The organism is Streptomyces sp. NPDC088812, from assembly GCF_044750285.1.
Taxonomy (GTDB): Bacteria; Actinomycetota; Actinomycetes; order Streptomycetales; family Streptomycetaceae; genus Streptomyces.
Window position 1 is genome coordinate 193764 of sequence record NZ_JBIVJP010000006.1, and the last position, 16763, is coordinate 210526.

The following is a 16763-nucleotide window of genomic DNA, read 5'->3' on the forward strand; positions in this document are numbered from 1 at the left end:
GTCCCCCGGGGCCGGCCGATCCGCACTGTGTCATGGGCCGCACCCCCATGACGAGGGGAACCGGAGCTCGCCGTCCCGGCGTCGTCCCCCACAACACCGTACGAACACGCACATGACGCACGAACGCACAGCCGGTCCGGAGTGACATCACAGTGCCGGGGCAGTGCGGGCACAGCACGAGAGGGCAGGTTCAGGGCATGAGCATCATCAGCTGGATCATTCTGGGGCTGCTGGCCGGAGTCATCGCCAAGGTTCTGCTGCCGGGCCGCGACCCGGGCGGCTTCATCGGCACGACCTTCATCGGCATCGCGGGCGCGTTCATCGGCGGCTGGATATCGGCCCGCTGGCTCGACCACCCCGTCACCAAGGACTTCTACGACGGCGCCACCTGGGCGGCGGCGATCGGCGGTTCCCTCGTGCTCCTGATCGTCTACCGCATCCTGTTCGGCAACTCGCGCGACTGAACCGGCCCCGGGCGTCACCGGCCGACGAGAAGGGCGGGCGCCGACCGGGAGCCCGCCCCTCCTCGTTCCCGGGGGCGCGGGGCCACCGGTACCGGATGCCTACCGGTAGTTCACGAACTGCAGTGCGAAGTCGAAGTCCCTGCCCTTGAGCAGGGCGATGACGGCCTGCAGGTCGTCGCGGCTCTTGGAGCTGACGCGCAGCTCATCGCCCTGGACCTGGGCCTTGACGCCCTTGGGGCCCTCATCGCGGATGATCTTGGCGACCTTCTTGGCGTTCTCCTGGGAGATGCCTTCCTCGATCGACGCGAAGATCTTGTACTCCTTGCCGGAGAGCTGCGGCTCGCCCGCGTCCAGCGCCTTCAGTGAGATCCCGCGCTTGATCAGCTTCGACTGGAAGACGTCGAGGACAGCCTTCACCCGGTCCTCGGAGTTCGCCTCCAGCAGGATCTTGTCGCCGGACCACGAGATCGAGGCACCGACGCCCTTGAAGTCGTAGCGCTGCGAGATCTCCTTGGCGGCCTGGTTGAGGGCGTTGTCGACCTCCTGCCGCTCGACCTTCGAGACGATGTCGAAACTGGAGTCGGCCATGTCCTGTGGCTCCTTGTATCGGGGTGGCTATCGGGTGCGTGTCGGCGTCCGTGAGCTGCCGCCGAGTCCGGCGTCAGACGCCGGCCGCATCCGGACAAGCCTAGCCACCCGGCCCTCTCCCGGCGCCGCGGAATCCAGGTGGCGGAGCACCCCCCTCCATCAGGTATCGTTTACGTCGTTGCCAGGGAGCACCGCCGAAAAGCGGTTCGAACGGCAGCAAACCCGGCGGTGTGCCCGAGCGGCCAAAGGGAGCAGACTGTAAATCTGCCGGCTCAGCCTTCCCAGGTTCGAATCCTGGCGCCGCCACGCTGAGGGAAACCCCCTCCGACCTGCACTTGCAGCAGGTCGGAGGGGGTTTCGCGTTTTCCGGTCGCTGATAGATGTGTGCGGTGTCGACGCCGTGGGGTGTCGGGCACTCGCGTGGTGCCGCGTTCGCTCGCGCGGTGCCGTGCCGGTGCGGCTGCCGGCCCGTTCACATGTGTCCGCCCCTGCGCCGGGAGGTCGTCCAGGGCGGCGGCTCCATCGTCCTGACGCACCCTCAACTGCTCGACCGTGCCGTCCTTCGGCGACGACGGCGGAGCAGATGCCGGTGGGCCCGGGAGTTGCGGGACGGCTTCCCGCTCGGCGCGCTCGGGGCGTCCGCCGCGGCCCGCCGCCAGACCGTGTCCGCAGAGTTCCGCCTGGCTCGTGAGCCTGGCCCGCGTTCCCCCGAAGGGGTGTCCCCGGCCGCGTTGTCGGGCCGCCCGCGTTCGCCCGTGCGCGGGCGGCCCTCCTTCTCCCGGTCCCGCACGCCTGACGCCGCGAGCCCTGCCCTCCGGGCAGACGGCGCTCCTGTGCGGACACGCCCCGGGAACCCGCCGTCCCTCCACCGGTTCACCCTTCCCGGGCGGTCTCATCCCTCCCCGGAGGGCGCCTCGGGGGACTTCGCGGCGCGTTTCACGTCCTCCTCGACGTCCGTGCGCTGTTTGCCCTCGTTCCTGGCGTACTCGGTCACCGCGGCTTGGGCGTCACGGGCGAGGTCGCGCCAGGCGCGCCAGGCGGTTTCGTAGGTGTCGGTCTGGATCTCCGACCAGGGGGCGGCGGTGGGGGCGCCGTACGCGTCCCGCAGGTGCAGGACCCGCGTGTGGGCCTCGTCGGCCGCGCGCTGCTTCTCCACGAGTTCCTCGAAAGTGTGTGCCACATGTACGGATGCTAGGGAGAAGGGCGCACTTCCGCGCGGCGAGAGCGGCCGACGTGACAGGTGGGGCAAGTGGGGTAAGTGGGGCACGTAGGGTGTCCAGGCCGACGGGCCCGTAGGGCTGTGCGGAAACGAGAAGCGGGACAACAAGCGTGGCGGCCCTGGGGCCGGATCGCGGCGGCCGCGGGGCGGAAGGGACGCGGGGGGCCCGCTCGGGCACACTGGCCCCATGTCCAGCCGCCGCAGAACCTGCCCCGAGTGCCGTCGCGAGATCGCCGTCGTCGCCGGGCGGTTCGCCCGGCACGACCCGCCCGGGGCGCGGGAGACCGGGCGGCTCACCTCCTGCCCCGGCTCCCGCCGGACGGCGCAACTGGGCGCGGCGCAGCCGTCGTTGGACGGGTACGTCGTGGCCGAGATACCCGGCCAGCTGCCGCTGTTCTGAGCGTCGGAGCGTCGGGGCGTCGGGGCGTGGGGGCGTCCTACCTCGGCTGCGCCGGGCCGGGCTGCCGCCGCCGGCCAGTGGGCCTCAGTTGCCCGCCACCGACTTCACCGCCACCGACACCGGCGTCGACCCGCCGATCAGCTCCAGGGTCAGGCCGGCCGTCGCCGGGGTGTCCAGCAGCTCCGCCAGGACGGCGGCCACGTCGTCGCGCGGGATCGCGCCGCGGCCCGTGTGCGCCTCCAGCCGGACGAGACCCGAACCCCGGTCGTCCGTCAGCGAACCCGGACGCACGATCGTCCAGTCGAGGCCGTCCAGGCCCCGGACGTACGCGTCCGCCTCGCCCTTGGCGCGCAGGTAGACGTCGAAGACCTCGGAGCCCTGGTGGCCGGCGTCCGCGCCGTACGACGACACGACCAGGAAGCGCCGTACGCCCGCCCGGACCGCCGCGTCCGCGAACAGGACCGCCGCGCCCTTGTCCACGGTTTCCTTGCGGGCCGTCCCGCTGCCCGGACCGGCTCCGGCCGCGAACACCGCCGCGTCCGCACCCCGCAGCCGCTCCGCGGCCTCCTCGACCGACGCCGACTCCAGGTCCAGCACGACCGGTTCGGCGCCGACGGCCCGCAGGTCGTCGGCCTGCTCGGCCTTGCGGATGATGCCCGCGACGGCGTTCCCGCGCGCGGCGAGCAGGCGCTCGAGCCGCAGCGCGATCTGACCATGACCTCCAGCGATGACAATGCGCATGCCTCCGACCGTACGCCCGAACGGCCCCGTCCGCCGCCCAGGTCGAACGCGTGAACGGGCGCGGTGATCCGCCGGGTTCACGACACCTCGCCCCGCCCCTGCCGCGGCAGCTCCAGCTCCGCGGCCGCCGCCGAGTCGCAGTACTCGCGGACCGCGCTCGTGCGCGACACCACCCGGCCCTGGTGGATCACGATCCGGCTGTACGCCAGCGACAGCGCGGCGGGCAGCCGGTCGCCCCGGACCGCGAGGAGGTCGGCGGGGAATCCCGCCTCGAGCCGGACCTCGGGGAGGCCCAGGGCCGCCCGGGCGGCCGCGCTGACGGTGTCGTAGGCGTCCTCGGGGCGCAGGCCGTGGCGGGAGGCGAGGAGGTAGGCGGCCTCCAGCGGGTCGCCGCGGCCGACCGGGTTGGACACGTCCCGCAGGGCGCCGCTGCCGGCCGCGACGCGGACGCCGGCGGCGCGCAGCAGCCGTACGGGCGCCGTGCCGCGGCGTTCCACGGAGCCGCAGCCGCCCTGGGGGAGACAGACCACCGTCACCCCGGCGGCGGCCAGTTGGTCGGCGGTGCGGGTGGCGGCCTCGGCGGGGAGGTGGGCCAGGGCGCTGCAGGGGCCGAGGGAGACGCCGGGGCGCAGCCCGCCGGCCATCGCGGCGAGGCGGGCCAGGCGGGCCGGGTCGGCCGCGTCGGTGTGCAGGTCGACGGGGCAGCCGTGCTCGGAGGCGACGGCCAGGACGGCCTCCACGTACCCGGTCGGATCGGGGTCGAGGTCCGGGCAGCCGCCGACCACGGAGGCGCCCATCTTCACCGCGTCCCGCAGCATCGCGAGCCCGTCCGCGCCGGCCAGTCCGGTCAGCACCCGGGGCATCGCCACCGTCGTCAGCTCTACGAGTCCGCGCAGGCCGCGCCGGGCCCGGAGCACGGCGGCCAGTGCGCCGAGCCCCTGGACGTCGCCCACCCGTACGTGGGCGCGGAGCGCGGTCGCGCCGTGGCCGAGTTGCAGCAGCGCGGCCTCCGTGGCGCGGCGCTGGACGTCCAGGGGGGCGTGCGGGACGGGGCCGTCGGAGTCCGCGGACAGGGCGGTGTCGGCGTGGGCGTGGGGCTCGGCGGGGGCGGGCAGCAGGAGGTAGCCGCCGAGGTCCAACCGGGTTCCGGCGCCGCGGGACGGGCCGGGGGCCAGACTGCCGGCCGTACCGACCGCCTCGATGCGTCCGTGGCTCAGCCGTACGTCCACGGTCCGGCCGTCCGTGAGGCGCGCGCCGCACAGCAGGAGGACGGCCGGGTCGGGCCGCCCGTCCGCGGGACCGTCCGACGCGCCGGGGGAGGACGTCGAGGGGGGTGAGGGCGGGGCGGGCGGCGCGGGCGGAGGCGGGCACGGCGAGTGGGGCGGCTGCGGCTGGCTGTCGGGCATCGCGCTCCAGTGACTCGGCGGTGAGGAGGAGGGGGAGAGCACAGGGATCGGGGGGCGGGGGAGAGGGCCGGTGGGTTTGTGGGCGCGGCCGGGCGGGACGCGTCGGCGGGGAAGATCACGCAGAGTGAGTCGAGCCTAGGGCGGCCGTCCGGCGCTGTCGGGGAGGAGCGCAATAGTCGTACCGGCGTGGTTCTGCGGGGCCGGACGGGCGCAGGGGACCCGCGGGACCTGCGGGAAAGGGGCCGGGGGAGGTCCGGTCGGAGGTGCGCGGGCGGGTCCCGCCGGGGTCCCGGGACGGGCCCGGGAAACGGATTTGGGCGAACGGCGGCGGACCGTGTAATGTCTTCATCGCTCGCCCCAATAGCTCAGTCGGCAGAGCGTCTCCATGGTAAGGAGAAGGTCTACGGTTCGATTCCGTATTGGGGCTCTGGTGTGAGAGGTTCCCGCCGCGAGGCGGGACCCGATCGCATCGCAGCGGTGTAGCTCAGTCGGTAGAGCAAGCGGCTCATAATCGCTGTGTCACCGGTTCAAGTCCGGTCACCGCTACTGTCAGTAGCCGATTGCGGGGTCGGTCCTTCGATCGGCTACTCTTTCTTGCGTTAAATGTCCCATCCGTTCGTCAAGGAGCACTCACGTGGCTGCCACCGACGTCCGCCCGAAGATCACGCTGGCCTGCGTGGAGTGCAAGGAGCGGAACTACATCACCAAGAAGAACCGGCGTAACAACCCGGACCGACTGGAGATGAAGAAGCACTGCCCGCGTTGCAACGCGCACACCGCGCACCGCGAAACGCGATAAATCAGGCTCGTACGCGAGGCCGTCCCCGAGTGATCGGGGGCGGCCTCGCGTCGTTGAGCGACCCGTACCGGCCAGTAGAGCAACACCGGTCAGCAGAGCAACCAGGAGGTGCCGAGCCCATGGCGCTCGACCAGTCCTTCGTGGGGCGGACCTACCCGCCCACCGACCCCTACGAGGTCGGCCGGGAGAAGATCCGTGAGTTCGCGGAGGCCGTGGGGGACACCAACCCGGTGTACACCGACCCGGAGGCCGCGAAGGCGCTCGGGCACTCCGATGTGATCGCCCCGCCGACCTTCGTGTTCTCCATCACGTTCAAGGCCGCGGGACAGGTCGTCCAGGACCCGCAGCTCGGCCTCGACTACAGCCGGGTGGTGCACGGCGACCAGAAGTTCGCCTACCGGCGTCCGGTGCGTGCCGGTGACCGGCTCACGGTGACCTCGACCATCGAAGGCATCAAGTCGATGGCCGGCAACGACATCCTCGACATCCGCGGTGAGGTCCACGACGAGGCCGGCGAGCACGTCGTCACCGCCTGGACCAAGCTGGTGGCGCGCGCCGCCGAGGAGAGCTGACATGACGGCGAAGATCGCTTACGACGACGTCGAGGTCGGCACCGAGCTGCCGGCCCGGTCCTTTCCCGTGACCCGCGCCGCCCTCGTGCAGTACGCGGGGGCCTCCGGGGACTTCAACCCGATCCACTGGAACGAGCGGTTCGCCAAGGAGGTCGGCCTGCCGGACGTCATCGCCCACGGCATGTTCACCATGGCCGAGGCGATCCGTGTCGTCACCGACTGGACCGGCGACCCGGGCGCGGTCGTCGACTACGGCGTGCGCTTCACCAAGCCCGTCGTCGTGCCGGACGACGACCGGGGCGCCGTCATCGAGGTCGCCGGCAAGGTCGCGGCCAAGCTCGACGACCACACCGTACGGGTCGACCTGACGGTGACCAGTGGCGGGCAGAAGGTGCTCGGGATGTCGCGGGCGGTCGTGCGGCTGGCCTGAGGCTGGCCGCGGGGCCGGGGGCCCAGCAGTGTAAGGGGCGTTCTCCTTTGTGAGGCGCCCCTTACGCGTGTCCGGAGCGCCTTCCCCCGCGCGGTGAGCGCGCGGAGAAGGCGCGGGCGGGGCTGTCGGTGCCGTCTCGTAGGCTTGGGCGCGTGCTGGAACTCCACGACGCCCCGCTCGCCCCGCTGACCACCTTCCGGCTGGGCGGCCCCGCCACCCGGCTGGTGACCGCGACGACCGACGCCGAGGTGGTCGCCGCCGTGCGCCGGGCGGACGCCGACGGCACTCCGCTGCTCGTCATCGGCGGCGGCTCCAACCTCGTCATCGGCGACAAGGGCTTCGCGGGCACCGCCCTCCACATCGCCACCACCGGATACGAACTCACCGGTACGACGCTGGAGCTGGCGGCCGGCGAGGTGTGGACCGACGCCGTCGCCCGCACCGTGGAGGCCGGCCTCGCCGGCATCGAGTGCCTGGCCGGCATCCCCGGCTCGGCCGGCGCCACCCCCCTGCAGAACGTGGGCGCGTACGGCCAGGAGGTCTCCTCCACGATCACCGAGGTCATCGCCTACGACCGCCACGCCGGCGAGACGGTCGCGCTGAGCAACGAGGAGTGCGCCTTCTCCTACCGGCACAGCCGCTTCAAGGCCGAACCCGACCGGTACGTCGTGCTGCGCGTCCGCTTCGCGCTGGAGGACGCCGACGGGCTGTCGGCGCCCCTCAAGTACGCCGAGACCGCCCGCGCGCTGGGCGTCGAGGCCGGCGACCGGGTGCCGCTGGCCGAGGCCCGGGAGACCGTGCTCAAGCTGCGCGCCGGCAAGGGCATGGTGCTCGACCCCGAGGACCACGACACCTGGTCGGCCGGATCCTTCTTCACCAACCCGATCCTCACCGACGCCGACTTCGCCGTCTTCCACGCGCGCGTGCGGGAGCGGCTCGGGGACGGCGCGCAGCCGCCCGCCTACCCGGCGGGAGAAGGACACACCAAGACCTCCGCGGCCTGGCTCATCGACAAGGCCGGCTTCACCAAGGGCTACGGCGACGGACCCGCCCGTATCTCCGCCAAGCACACGCTCGCCCTCACCAACCGGGGCGAGGCCACCACCGAGGACCTGCTGACGCTGGCGCGCGAGGTCGTGGCCGGAGTGCGGGAGGCGTTCGGGATCACGCTGGTCAACGAGCCGGTGATGGTGGGGGTCGGGCTGTAGGGACGGCCCGGCCGCCCGGCGGCGACCGGCCGCTGAGCCGCGCCCGGCCGCCCGGCGGGGCCCCGCCGTTGGGTGGGGGCGGCCGCGGGCCCAGGGCCTCCCCCGAATCCGCAGTCCCGGCAGCCGCGGGCGCCCCCCTCACGATGGTGGCCGCTCCCGTGTCCCTTGGCTCTACCACAGCCTGGTTGTTTCCCGGTCGGGGCGGCTGAAATACGGCCGAAAGCGCCGCGCGTGCCGCTCTCCGGCGCCAGTATGTGGGGCGAACGGGATCCGGGGAGGCGCGCGTGACGGTGAGCGGGACGCAGGGCAGGGCCGAGAACGGCCGGCAGGCGGGTCCGTCGGATCTGCTCCGCAGAGCGGCCGCGCTCGGCCGGGCCTGGGACGGCACCGGCGGTCAGCTTCCGCCGGACGGCACCGGCGGTCAGCTTCCGCCGGACGGCACCGATGGTCAGCTTCCGCCGGACGGCACCGATGGTCAGCTTCCGCCGGACGGCACCGGCGGTCAGCCCCCGCGGGACGGCACCGGCGGTCAGCTCCTGCCGGACGGCACCGACGGGCATCCCCCGCGGGACGGCACCGGCGGTCAGCCCCCGCCGCACGCCGCCGCGACCGACGGACTGCTGCGGGAGCTGGCGGACGCGGAGGAGACCGCGGGGGAGGCGGACCGCCGCGCGTTACGGACGGCTCGCGGCACGCTGCTGGCGGCACGGTATCTGGCCGGTGGGGCGGAGGGGACCCACGCCGGTACGGACGAGCGGGCGGTGGCCGGCGAGCGGGACGGGCAATCCCCGCAGGCTGGGCAGTCCGAGCAGGCCGGGAGGGCTGGTGCCGGTCATGCCGTCGGCTCGGACGGCGGTGCCGAGGACGACCGGGCCGAGGCTCTCGCCCTGTTGCGGGAGGCGCGTGCCGTCGTTCCCGTCACCGAGGAGGAGACGCGGGCCCGGGCCGCCGTCACCAAGCTGCTCATCCGGCTGCTGATGCCGCGGCTGCCGAAACTCGCGTTCCAGGGCCGGCAGGACATGATCGACGTGCTCACCGTCGGCGCCACCTTCGCCGCGGCCGAGAGCGCGGCACTGCGCGAGGAACTCGCCGAGGTCGGCACACTGCTCGACGAGCTGAAGGAGACGGCCGACCCCGCCGACCACCCGATGCTGGACCGCTGGACGACCGTGCTCCGGCTGATGCGGACCGCCCGCGACCGGGACTCCCTGCTGGAGCTGGGCGCCGTCGCCACCTCGTCCGGGACGATGCCGCCGCAGATCCAGATGTTCATGACCGCGGCCATGGAGATGATCAAGTCCCTGCCCGACTCCGCGCCGGTGACCCCGAGTGTGCCGGTCGAGGAGATCCCGGGGCAGGTGGAACAGGTCGCGGCCGAACTGCTGCCGGTGATGGAGCTGTTCGCACCCGGCATCCTGCACCCGACGGAGCTGGCGCAGGCGGTCGAGGGACTGCCGCAGGGCTCCTGGCAGGAACAGGCGACCGCGGGAGTGACCCGCCTGGGCATGGCCATGCGCACGGGCGACCCGGAGGCCCTGGTCGCGGCGGCGCAGCCGCTGCTCCTCGCCGGGAAGGACCAGGACGTACCGGCCGGCCTGACGTCCATCCTCCAGGCCGCGCTGCTGAGCGGCGCCTCCATGAGCGGTGGCAACCTCGCGGACGCCGCGGCCGCGCGCACGCTGCTCACCGAGACCCTCGGCCTCGCGGGCGTCACCGACGGCATGGCGTCCAGTCCGGCCGGCCGGGAGCTGGTGGAGGCGGGTCGCGCCCTCCTGGAGTACCAGCGCATCTGCGACACCCCCGAGGACGACCTCGACGCGCTCGACGACATCGGCGAGCGCCTGCTGGACATGCGCCAGGAGCTGACCGAGGGGTCCTCGACGAGCATCGTCCTGTTCGTGCTGGGCCTCCTCCAGCTGCGGCGGGCCCTGGCGATCGGCCGGCAGGGCGGGACGGTGGGCCCGCCGCTGCGGCGGGCGCTGATGTACCTGCGCGAGTCGCGGGAGCATCCCGACCTGCCGGTCGCGCTGCGGGGCATGGTGGCACCCGTCCGGGTCATGTCGATGGCGCTGGAGCAGCTCGTCCACCCCTCCGACCGGAGCCTCCTGGACGAGGTCGCGGAGGTCCGCGCCTCGCTCGGCGGCCCGTCCGTCGTGGCCGACCAGGACATCCGCACCCGCATGGGCATGGCCCTGGTCCTCGACATCGAGCACGACCGGCGGGGCGACCCCGCCGCCCGCGACGCGGCGCTGCGGGAACTGGAGACGGCCCGCGCCGAGATCGGCCCGCACACCGGGTGCGGCACCGCCCAGGACGTGTACCGCCATCTCGCCGACCACTACCGGCGCCGGGCCGCCGACGGCGACACCGGACGCGCCCTGGAGGCGACCGAACGGCTACTGGAGAAGGTCGCCGAGGACGTGCTGCTCCAGATCGGCGCCGAACACGGCCTGGAGGCGGCCCGAGCGGCCGCCGACCGCGGGGTCGCGGCCGCCGGATGGGCCGCCGCGGCCGGCGACGCCGCCACCGCGCTGCGCGTGTTGGAGGCGGGCCGTGCCCTCGTGCTGCGCGCGGCCGCCGCCGCCACGAGCGTGCCGGAACAACTGGAGGCGCGCGGCGAGCCGGAACTCGCCGCGCAGTGGCGGGACGCGGCCCGCGCGGGCGCCGACGGCGGCACCGCCACGCCCCGCACGGACGCCGACTCGCTCATCCCGAGCACCCTGCGGCGCCGGGCCCTCACGGCCCTGCGGGCGGTGGGCGTCTCCGGCGGCCCGGCCTGGCAGGAGGTGGCCGACGCGGCGCAGGGCGCCGGGGTCGACGCCGTGGTGCACCTGCTCGTCGGCCAGGACGACGGACCGGGCTGGGCCCTGGTCGTACGGCCCGGCGCGGCACCCCTGCCGCTGGAGCTGACCGGGCTCGCCCGCGCGCGGCGCGCGCCCCTGGAGCGGTACCTGGACGCCGCCCGCGACCGTTCCGTGGTCACCGCGCCGGGCGTGCCGCGGGACGCGCCGGGCCGGGCGGAGGCGGTGGCGGCCTGGGAGGCGGCCCTGCGGGACCTGTGCGACTGGGCCGGGCCGGCCGTGATGGGACCGGTCCTCGACGTGGTCCGGCCCGGCCGGCCGGCCCGGCCCGAGGACCCGGTACGGCTGGTGCTGCTGCCCGCGGGCAACCTGGGCTCCGTGCCCTGGCACGCGGCCCGGCTCGGCGCGCGGGTGGGGGAGCGGCCCGCGTACGTCGTCGACCACGCCGTCGTCAGTTACGCGGCGTCCGCGGCGGAGTTCGTCCGCTCCGCCGCCCGCGCCCGGCTGCCCGTGGCCGCCGCGCCGGTCCTCGTCGCTGACCCCCGCTTCTCGCTGGAGTACGCCGAGCACGAGGTCGAGGCGCTGCGCACCGCCTTCTACCCGGACGCCCGGTGCTACGGCTACCTGACCCGCAACGGCTTCCACCGCGACGGCACCCCCGACGAGCTGCTGCCCCTGCTGCCGGGTGGCACGGCCGAACGGCCCGCGACGCTCGTGGAGTTCAGCGTGCACGGCCTCGCCGGAGGCCGGCCCACCGTCTCGGGGCTGCTGCTGCTCCGGCCCCCGGGCGGCGACGAGGACGCGGGCGTGCTCACCGTACGGCGGCTGCTCGGGGCGCCGTCCGTGGACGGCGGCGGCGCAGCCGGGCCGCTGGTGGTGCTCAGCGCCTGCGAGACCGACCTCAGCACCCGCGACCACGACGAGGCGCTCACCCTCACCACCGCCTTCGTCGCCCGCGGGGCGGCGGACGTGATCGGCTCCAAGTGGTCCGTCGACGACACGAGTTCGGCCGTGCTCATGTACGCCCTGCACCACTTCCTCACCGAGGGGGACGACCCCGCACTCGCGCTGCGCCGGGCCCAGTTGTGGGCGCTGGACGCCGACCGGCCGTCGATTCCCGGCCTTCCCGGGTCCCTGGCGAAGCGGATCGAGGGCAGGCCCGCCCTCTCCGTGGACGCCTGGGCCCCCTTCATCCACCAGGGCAATCCCGCACCCGTCCGACCCGAGGGGGGACACGTTGGACACCGATGAGCTGCTGGCCCTGCTCGTCCGCCACCGCGAGGAGCTGAGGCAGTGGCTGGACGACAAGCAGTACCAGCACTTCCTCGCCATGCTGGCGATGCTGCGCGAGGCCGGCACCGACCCCGAACGGGTCGCCATGGCCACCATCGCGGTCGTCCGCTCGCTGTGGCCCGTGCCCGACGACGCCGGGGAGCTGGCCCGGGCGCTCCGCTCCGGCGTGCGATCGGTCGCGGCGGTGGCCACCGTGCCGTCCGAGGAGGCGGTGCTGGCGGCGCTGGAGGCGCTCTACGCGGCGCCCTCGGCGTCCTCGGCGCCCAAGGTGTCCGCGGCGCCCAAGGTGTCCGCGGTGGACGCCGGGCAGCGGGGCGGGCCACCACCACCGGAACCGGACCGCGCCCCCGACGATCCCGTCGCCGCCGTCATCGCCGCCGCCCGGCGGCGGCTGCTGGCCGCGCCTTCCCGGGCCGCCGCTCCCGCCGGGAGCCCGGCCGCCGGGGAGCGGCCCGCCGACGTCATCGTGCTCGCCGATCCCGAGGACGGGCCGCGCAGCCCCGAGTTCCAGTTCGACCCCGAGACCGGACGGCCGCACGAGATCGTCGTACGGATCAACCGCATCCTGCTCGCCGACCGAGACCCCTGGGGCGCCGCCGACTGGTGGCTGGGCGGGAACTCCTGGCTGGGCGGGGCACCGGCCGCGCTGCTCGGCAGGGTCCCGGACGACCGGCTGGCGGACGCCGCCCTGGCCCTCGTCGAGGAGGACCGATGACGCGGCAGATCCCCCCGGAGGTCACCATGGTCCCCCGGGTCACGATGCTCCCGGCCGGCACCGCGCTGTGGCGCTGCCACCGCACCCGCTACCCGGCGACCGGCTTCAAGGCGGTCAAGGCGCACACCCTGTTCGACGGCAGCCGCTTCGACTGCACGGCCGAGGACCCGTACCCGTACCTCTACGCCACCTTCGAGCCCACGACCGCGCTGGCCGAGGTGCTGCTGCGCTCGATGGACTTCGACCCGGAGCTCGGCACCCGGCTCGTGCCGCGGGCGCAGGCGCGCCAGTACACGCTGGCCCGGATCGTCACCACCGTCGACCTGACCCTCATCTCGCTGCGCACCGAGGAGGACCTGGCGGCCGTCTGCCAGACGAGCTGGCTGCTGGACTCCGAGCCGGACGACTACCCGCGCACCCGGTACTGGGCGCAGGAGCTGCGCCGGCAGACGAAGGAGGCGCAGGGACTGCTGTGGCAGTCCCGGCGGCACCGGCCACGGGAGGCGCTGGTGCTGTTCGGCGACCGGTGCGGTGACGCCCCCTTCGCCGACGAGCCGCGGACCGCCCACGACCTCGCCACCCCCGCCGGGATCGAGGTGGCGAACGGGCTGCTGGCCCCGCTGCGCGCGGTGATCATGCCGGAGTCCGAGGGCTGACGGCGGGTCAACCGGCCGATCGGCCGACCGGTGGACCGAACGGCCGACCGATGGACCGAACGGCCGGTGGGCGGGCCCCGTCCATCCGCCGGTGGGCGGACCCACCCCTCCACCGGCCGGTGGGTGGGCCGGCTGAGGCCGGCGATCGGCTGGTGGAACGGCCCGGGCTGACGACGGTCGGTGGGCCGGCACCGGCAGAGGGCCGGCCGGTGGACCGGCTCAGGCCGACGACCGGCAGGCCGTCGGGCACTGGCCCCAGCACAGCGGCCGTTGGACGCCGGCCGTTGGACACCGGCCGTCGGGCACTGGCCGTCGGACACCGGCCGTCGGGCACTGGCCGTTGGGCCGGTCCGAGGCGCGGGCCCCGGCTACCCGGTCGGTGGTTCGACCAGTACCAGCCGGAACGCGCAGTGACGGCCGAGGCCGACCATGTCCCCGTCGGAGAGCGGGACGCGGGTGCCGGCCGGGACGCGTTCGTCGTTGACGTACGTGCCGTTGGTCGTGCCGTGCGGGTGCTCCGTCAGCCATACCCCGCCGTCCGGGGCGAGCTCGACGCTCGCGTGCCGGCGGGACACCCCCGGCGCGCCGTCCAGGGCGGTGGCCACGGCGGGTGCCGCCCAGCCCGGATGGCGGCCCAGGTTCAGGGGACTGCCGGCGCCGTGCCGCAGGTCGACCGGTGGGCGGGTGCTGATCAGCCACAGGTGCCGGGGCGACTCCTGGCACTCCGGGCAGGCCGGCGCGCCGGACGGCACGGGCGCGGCGCAGGACCAGCAGGGGTGGACGGAGGACGGCGGGGCCGGAGCCGGGGCGGGCTCGTCGGGAGCGGGCCAGGGCGGCGGGGCGGGAGTGGGCTCGTCGGGAGCGGGCCAGGGCGGCGGGGCCGGAGTGGGGCCGTCCTCGTCGTCCTCGTCGTCCTCGCGTTCGTCGTCGAAGTCGAAGCCCTCCGCGAGGGACTTGTCGACGTAACGGCGGGGGCGGCCGTCCTCGGTCTCCCCGTCCGCCCTGTCCCCCCAGTCCACGCCGTCTGCCCTGTCCCCCCAGTCCGCGCCGTCTGCCCTGTTCGCCCAGTCTCCGTCGGGCCCGTCTGTTCCGTCGGGCCCGTCGGGACAGACACCCCCGTCTGTCCCGTCCGGCCCGTCCGCGCCCGGTTCGGTCACCACGCCGGCTGCCGGCCCGTCGGCCGCTCGCCCGGCCTGGCGTCGACCGCCAGGTCCACGCCGCCGTCCGGGCGGACCGTGACCCGCGAGACGGTGACCACGGTGCCCGGGGTCAGGTCGACGCCGAGGGCGAAGACGGTGCGGGCCAGCGGGTTGATCAGGTGCGTCTCCAGTTTCATGCCGATGCCCCGGCCGCCGTTGTGCCGGTCCCGGGTGCACTCGTCGGCGAGGACCTTCCTGGCCTCGGGCTGCACCTCCAGCCGCAGGCCGCTCTGCCGCTCCATGTGCGCGGCGATGTTCCTCAACTGCCCTTCGAAGATCTCGTACGCGGTCGGCTCGTCGATGTACTGGAAGACGACGATGTTGCCTCCGAACCGGTTCAGCAGTTCGGGGCGTTTCATGCCGTGCGTGAAGTGGTGACGGACGTTCTCCAGGATCTGCTCCTCGAACCGGGCACGCTCCTCGGGCGTCTCCGGCAGCCGTTCCGCCCCGGCCGGAGCGGACAGGGGCCGCCCGCCGGGGCCCGACGGCCCGTGCACCCCCAGGTTGGAGGTGAAGATGAGGACGCACTCGCTGAAGTACGTCGTCACGCCCTGACCGTCGGTCAGCCGGCCGTCCTCCAGGACCTGGAGGAACTTGTCCATGACGCCGGTGTCCGCCTTGTCGATCTCGTCGAAGAGGACCACCCGGAACGGGTCCTCGCGCACCGCGCGGGTCAGCTCGCCGCCCGCCTCGTAGCCGACGTAGCCGGGCGGGGCGCCGACCAGGCGGTCCGCCGAGTGCGGGGCGGAGAACTCGCTCATGTCGAACCGCAGGCAGGCGTCCTCCGAGCCGAACAGGGTGGTCGCCACGGCCTTCGCCAGCTCGGTCTTGCCGGTACCGGTCGGCCCGGCGAAGAACAGCACGCCCCGGGGCCGGTGCACGGACGCCGAGGACGCCTGGGCGCCGGAGAGGCCGAGCGCGGCCCTCTTCAGCACGTCCAGGGTCTGCGTCACCGCCTTCTCCTGGCCCCGCACGCGCCGGCCGATGTACGTCTCGCCGTCCCGGATGCTGTCGGCGACCGCGCCGCCCGTCCACGGGTTGCGGCTGACGCCCAGCTCGTAGACGCGCACGGCCTGGTCCATCTCGGCGAACGACAGCCGGCGGGCGCGGGCCAGCCGCATGCTCTCCCGCATGCCGCGCAGGGTCAGCCCGCTGGCCGCCCGGGCGAACCGCTCGATGTCCTCGGACGTCGGCTCCTCCCGCTCGGCGCCCTTCAGCAGCGGTCCGACGTCCAGCTTGGTCGCGGTGCCGGGCACCCCCGCCTGGGCGGCGAGCAGGCCCGCCATACGGCGGCGCTGGCCGAGGTCCGGCAGCGGCACGCCGATGCTGCGCACGCGCACGCTGCTCGTCACCAGCCACGCGGGCAGGTCCCGTTCGCCGTCCGCGAGCCAGATGACCGGGTTGAACAGGGCGCGGCCCGTCTTGGGGCGGGGGAACGGGCGGGCCTCCTCGGCGATCTTCAAGCAGCGCAGGAAGAACGTCCGCTCGTCGTCGCTGAGCTGGTTGACCTGCGTGGGGATGCGGGAGGCGTAGTCGACGAGCAGGGCGGCACGCACGGGCTGCTGGTAGTCCTCGTAGCGGGGGTTGTCCTGCGGGGGGCCGGGACGTTCGCCGACCCAGCCGCGGGCGAACGACTCGAAGACCCGTGCGACCTGGCCACCGTCGTTCTCCTCGGAACGGCCGGGCAGCCGGCGTGTGTTGCGTTGCAGCAGCGTGTTCATGTCCAGGCCGTCGTCGCAGTGCACGACGGTGAAGCCGGACACCTGGTCGTAGCGGAGCAGGCACTTGTAGCCGGCCCGTCGCAGCCCCTCCCACAGCAGCTCCTCCAGACACAGGGCCCGGCTGCGGCGGCTGCCGTCGTCCAGGACGTCGGCGACGAGGTGGTCGTCGCGGACGTTGCCGTGCAGGACGTACTGGGAGTGCACGCTGAGGGTGGCGAACAGTTCGGCGGCGAACGGGGGGTGGACGGTCTGGGTGACGGCGGCCTTGGTCAGGCGCGGCGCCGTGTCGAAGGGGTGGTGGCTGGTCACGGGTCCTCCGGGAGGGGGCGGTGGGCTGCGGCGGACGGACGGGCGGGCGGGCGGGCGGGCGGGCGGGCGGGCGCGGCCCGGTCAGGCGCGGTGGTCGGCCGACCGGGCGCGGTGGTCGGCCGACCGGGCGGCGGTCAGGCGGTCGGGGCGCCCGCCCGATCGCCTGACCGGCCCACCGGCCCACCGGCCCACCGGCCCACCGGCCCACCGGCCCACCGGCCCACCGGCCCACCGCCCCACCG

15 protein-coding genes and 3 tRNA genes are annotated in these 16763 nt (G+C 74.4%); 12 read left to right on the forward strand and 6 right to left on the reverse strand.

What is annotated here, in order from left to right; genetic code table 11:
* Positions 1-197 precede the first annotated feature (197 nt).
* Positions 198-464, forward strand: coding sequence for a GlsB/YeaQ/YmgE family stress response membrane protein (locus ACIP67_RS13080; RefSeq protein WP_401691292.1), 267 nt, complete (start codon positions 198-200; stop codon positions 462-464).
* A gap of 99 nt (positions 465-563) precedes the next feature.
* Here the strand turns inward: ACIP67_RS13080 and ACIP67_RS13085 are convergent, their stop codons facing one another.
* The gene (locus ACIP67_RS13085) at positions 564-1052 is read right to left on the reverse strand and encodes a YajQ family cyclic di-GMP-binding protein (protein ID WP_401691293.1); all 489 of its coding nucleotides are present in this window, start codon (positions 1050-1052) and stop codon (positions 564-566) included.
* A gap of 224 nt (positions 1053-1276) precedes the next feature.
* Between ACIP67_RS13085 and ACIP67_RS13090 the strand changes: the two genes are divergently transcribed.
* Positions 1277-1358: transfer RNA gene (locus ACIP67_RS13090), tRNA-Tyr, on the forward strand.
* 586 nt (positions 1359-1944) lie between these two features.
* Here ACIP67_RS13090 and ACIP67_RS13095 read toward each other — a convergent pair.
* Positions 1945-2232, reverse strand: a complete 288-nt coding sequence (locus ACIP67_RS13095; protein ID WP_401691295.1) for a hypothetical protein — start codon at positions 2230-2232, stop codon at positions 1945-1947.
* Between the two features lie 226 nt (positions 2233-2458).
* On the opposite strand from ACIP67_RS13095, the gene ACIP67_RS13100 reads away from it, so the two are divergent.
* The gene (locus tag ACIP67_RS13100; RefSeq protein ID WP_401691297.1) at positions 2459-2671 is read left to right on the forward strand and encodes a hypothetical protein; all 213 of its coding nucleotides are present in this window, start codon (positions 2459-2461) and stop codon (positions 2669-2671) included.
* An 84-nt stretch (positions 2672-2755) separates the two neighbouring features.
* Here ACIP67_RS13100 and ACIP67_RS13105 read toward each other — a convergent pair whose 3' ends face one another.
* Both ACIP67_RS13105 and ACIP67_RS13110 read right to left on the reverse strand, forming a co-directional pair.
* Entirely contained in the window at positions 2756-3412 is a 657-nt protein-coding gene (locus ACIP67_RS13105) for an SDR family oxidoreductase (RefSeq protein WP_401691299.1), read from the reverse strand.
* Positions 3413-3489: 77 nt separating this feature from the next.
* Complete coding sequence (locus tag ACIP67_RS13110) at positions 3490-4818, reverse strand: hydrolase (RefSeq protein WP_401691301.1); 1329 nt, start codon at positions 4816-4818, stop codon at positions 3490-3492.
* A 354-nt stretch (positions 4819-5172) separates the two neighbouring features.
* Here ACIP67_RS13110 and ACIP67_RS13115 point away from each other — a divergent pair.
* The 9 genes from ACIP67_RS13115 (at position 5173) to ACIP67_RS13155 (ending at position 13292) form a co-directional block, all read left to right on the forward strand.
* A tRNA-Thr gene (locus ACIP67_RS13115) sits at positions 5173-5245 on the forward strand.
* 46 nt (positions 5246-5291) lie between these two features.
* Positions 5292-5364: transfer RNA gene (locus tag ACIP67_RS13120), tRNA-Met, on the forward strand.
* Positions 5365-5452: 88 nt separating this feature from the next.
* Positions 5453-5617 (forward strand): 50S ribosomal protein L33, encoded by a 165-nt coding sequence (gene rpmG / locus ACIP67_RS13125; protein WP_003948671.1) that lies wholly within the window; start codon positions 5453-5455, stop codon positions 5615-5617.
* Positions 5618-5736: 119 nt separating this feature from the next.
* Positions 5737-6189: a MaoC family dehydratase N-terminal domain-containing protein gene (locus tag ACIP67_RS13130; protein ID WP_389513194.1), complete on the forward strand. Its 453-nt coding sequence runs from the start codon at positions 5737-5739 to the stop codon at positions 6187-6189.
* A 1-nt stretch (position 6190) separates the two neighbouring features.
* Entirely contained in the window at positions 6191-6619 is a 429-nt protein-coding gene (locus tag ACIP67_RS13135; RefSeq protein WP_401691303.1) for a MaoC family dehydratase, read from the forward strand.
* A gap of 152 nt (positions 6620-6771) precedes the next feature.
* Entirely contained in the window at positions 6772-7827 is a 1056-nt protein-coding gene (locus ACIP67_RS13140; protein ID WP_401691305.1) for a UDP-N-acetylmuramate dehydrogenase, read from the forward strand.
* 284 nt (positions 7828-8111) lie between these two features.
* On the forward strand, positions 8112-11879 hold the full coding sequence (locus ACIP67_RS13145) for a CHAT domain-containing protein (RefSeq protein WP_401691307.1): 3768 nt from the start codon (positions 8112-8114) through the stop codon (positions 11877-11879).
* Positions 11866-12636: a hypothetical protein gene (locus ACIP67_RS13150; protein ID WP_401691309.1), complete on the forward strand. Its 771-nt coding sequence runs from the start codon at positions 11866-11868 to the stop codon at positions 12634-12636. The genes ACIP67_RS13145 and ACIP67_RS13150 overlap by 14 nt, the downstream gene beginning before the upstream one ends.
* Positions 12633-13292 carry an RES family NAD+ phosphorylase gene (locus tag ACIP67_RS13155; protein ID WP_401691311.1) on the forward strand — a complete coding sequence of 220 codons (660 nt, stop codon included), beginning with the start codon at positions 12633-12635 and terminating at the stop codon, positions 13290-13292. Before ACIP67_RS13150 ends, ACIP67_RS13155 begins: the two co-directional genes overlap by 4 nt.
* 368 nt (positions 13293-13660) lie before the next feature.
* Here ACIP67_RS13155 and ACIP67_RS13160 read toward each other — a convergent pair whose 3' ends face one another.
* Entirely contained in the window at positions 13661-14311 is a 651-nt protein-coding gene (locus ACIP67_RS13160) for an FHA domain-containing protein (protein ID WP_401691313.1), read from the reverse strand.
* A gap of 134 nt (positions 14312-14445) precedes the next feature.
* A complete protein-coding gene (locus ACIP67_RS13165; RefSeq protein ID WP_401691315.1) occupies positions 14446-16521 on the reverse strand; it encodes an AAA family ATPase in 2076 nt (691 codons plus the stop codon).
* Between the last annotated feature and the right edge of the window lie 242 nt (positions 16522-16763).

Excerpts from the sequence above, each read along its gene's own strand:
- ACIP67_RS13080 (WP_401691292.1), top strand. The coding sequence starts at position 198 with ATGAGCATCATCAGCTGGATCATTCTGGGGCTGCTGGCCGGAGTCATC.
- ACIP67_RS13085 (WP_401691293.1), bottom strand. The coding sequence starts at position 1,052 with ATGGCCGACTCCAGTTTCGACATCGTCTCGAAGGTCGAGCGGCAGGAG.
- ACIP67_RS13100 (WP_401691297.1), top strand. The coding sequence starts at position 2,459 with ATGTCCAGCCGCCGCAGAACCTGCCCCGAGTGCCGTCGCGAGATCGCC.
- ACIP67_RS13105 (WP_401691299.1), bottom strand. The coding sequence starts at position 3,412 with ATGCGCATTGTCATCGCTGGAGGTCATGGTCAGATCGCGCTGCGGCTC.
- ACIP67_RS13110 (WP_401691301.1), bottom strand. The coding sequence starts at position 4,818 with ATGCCCGACAGCCAGCCGCAGCCGCCCCACTCGCCGTGCCCGCCTCCG.
- ACIP67_RS13130 (WP_389513194.1), top strand. The coding sequence starts at position 5,737 with ATGGCGCTCGACCAGTCCTTCGTGGGGCGGACCTACCCGCCCACCGAC.
- ACIP67_RS13135 (WP_401691303.1), top strand. The coding sequence starts at position 6,191 with ATGACGGCGAAGATCGCTTACGACGACGTCGAGGTCGGCACCGAGCTG.
- ACIP67_RS13155 (WP_401691311.1), top strand. The coding sequence starts at position 12,633 with ATGACGCGGCAGATCCCCCCGGAGGTCACCATGGTCCCCCGGGTCACG.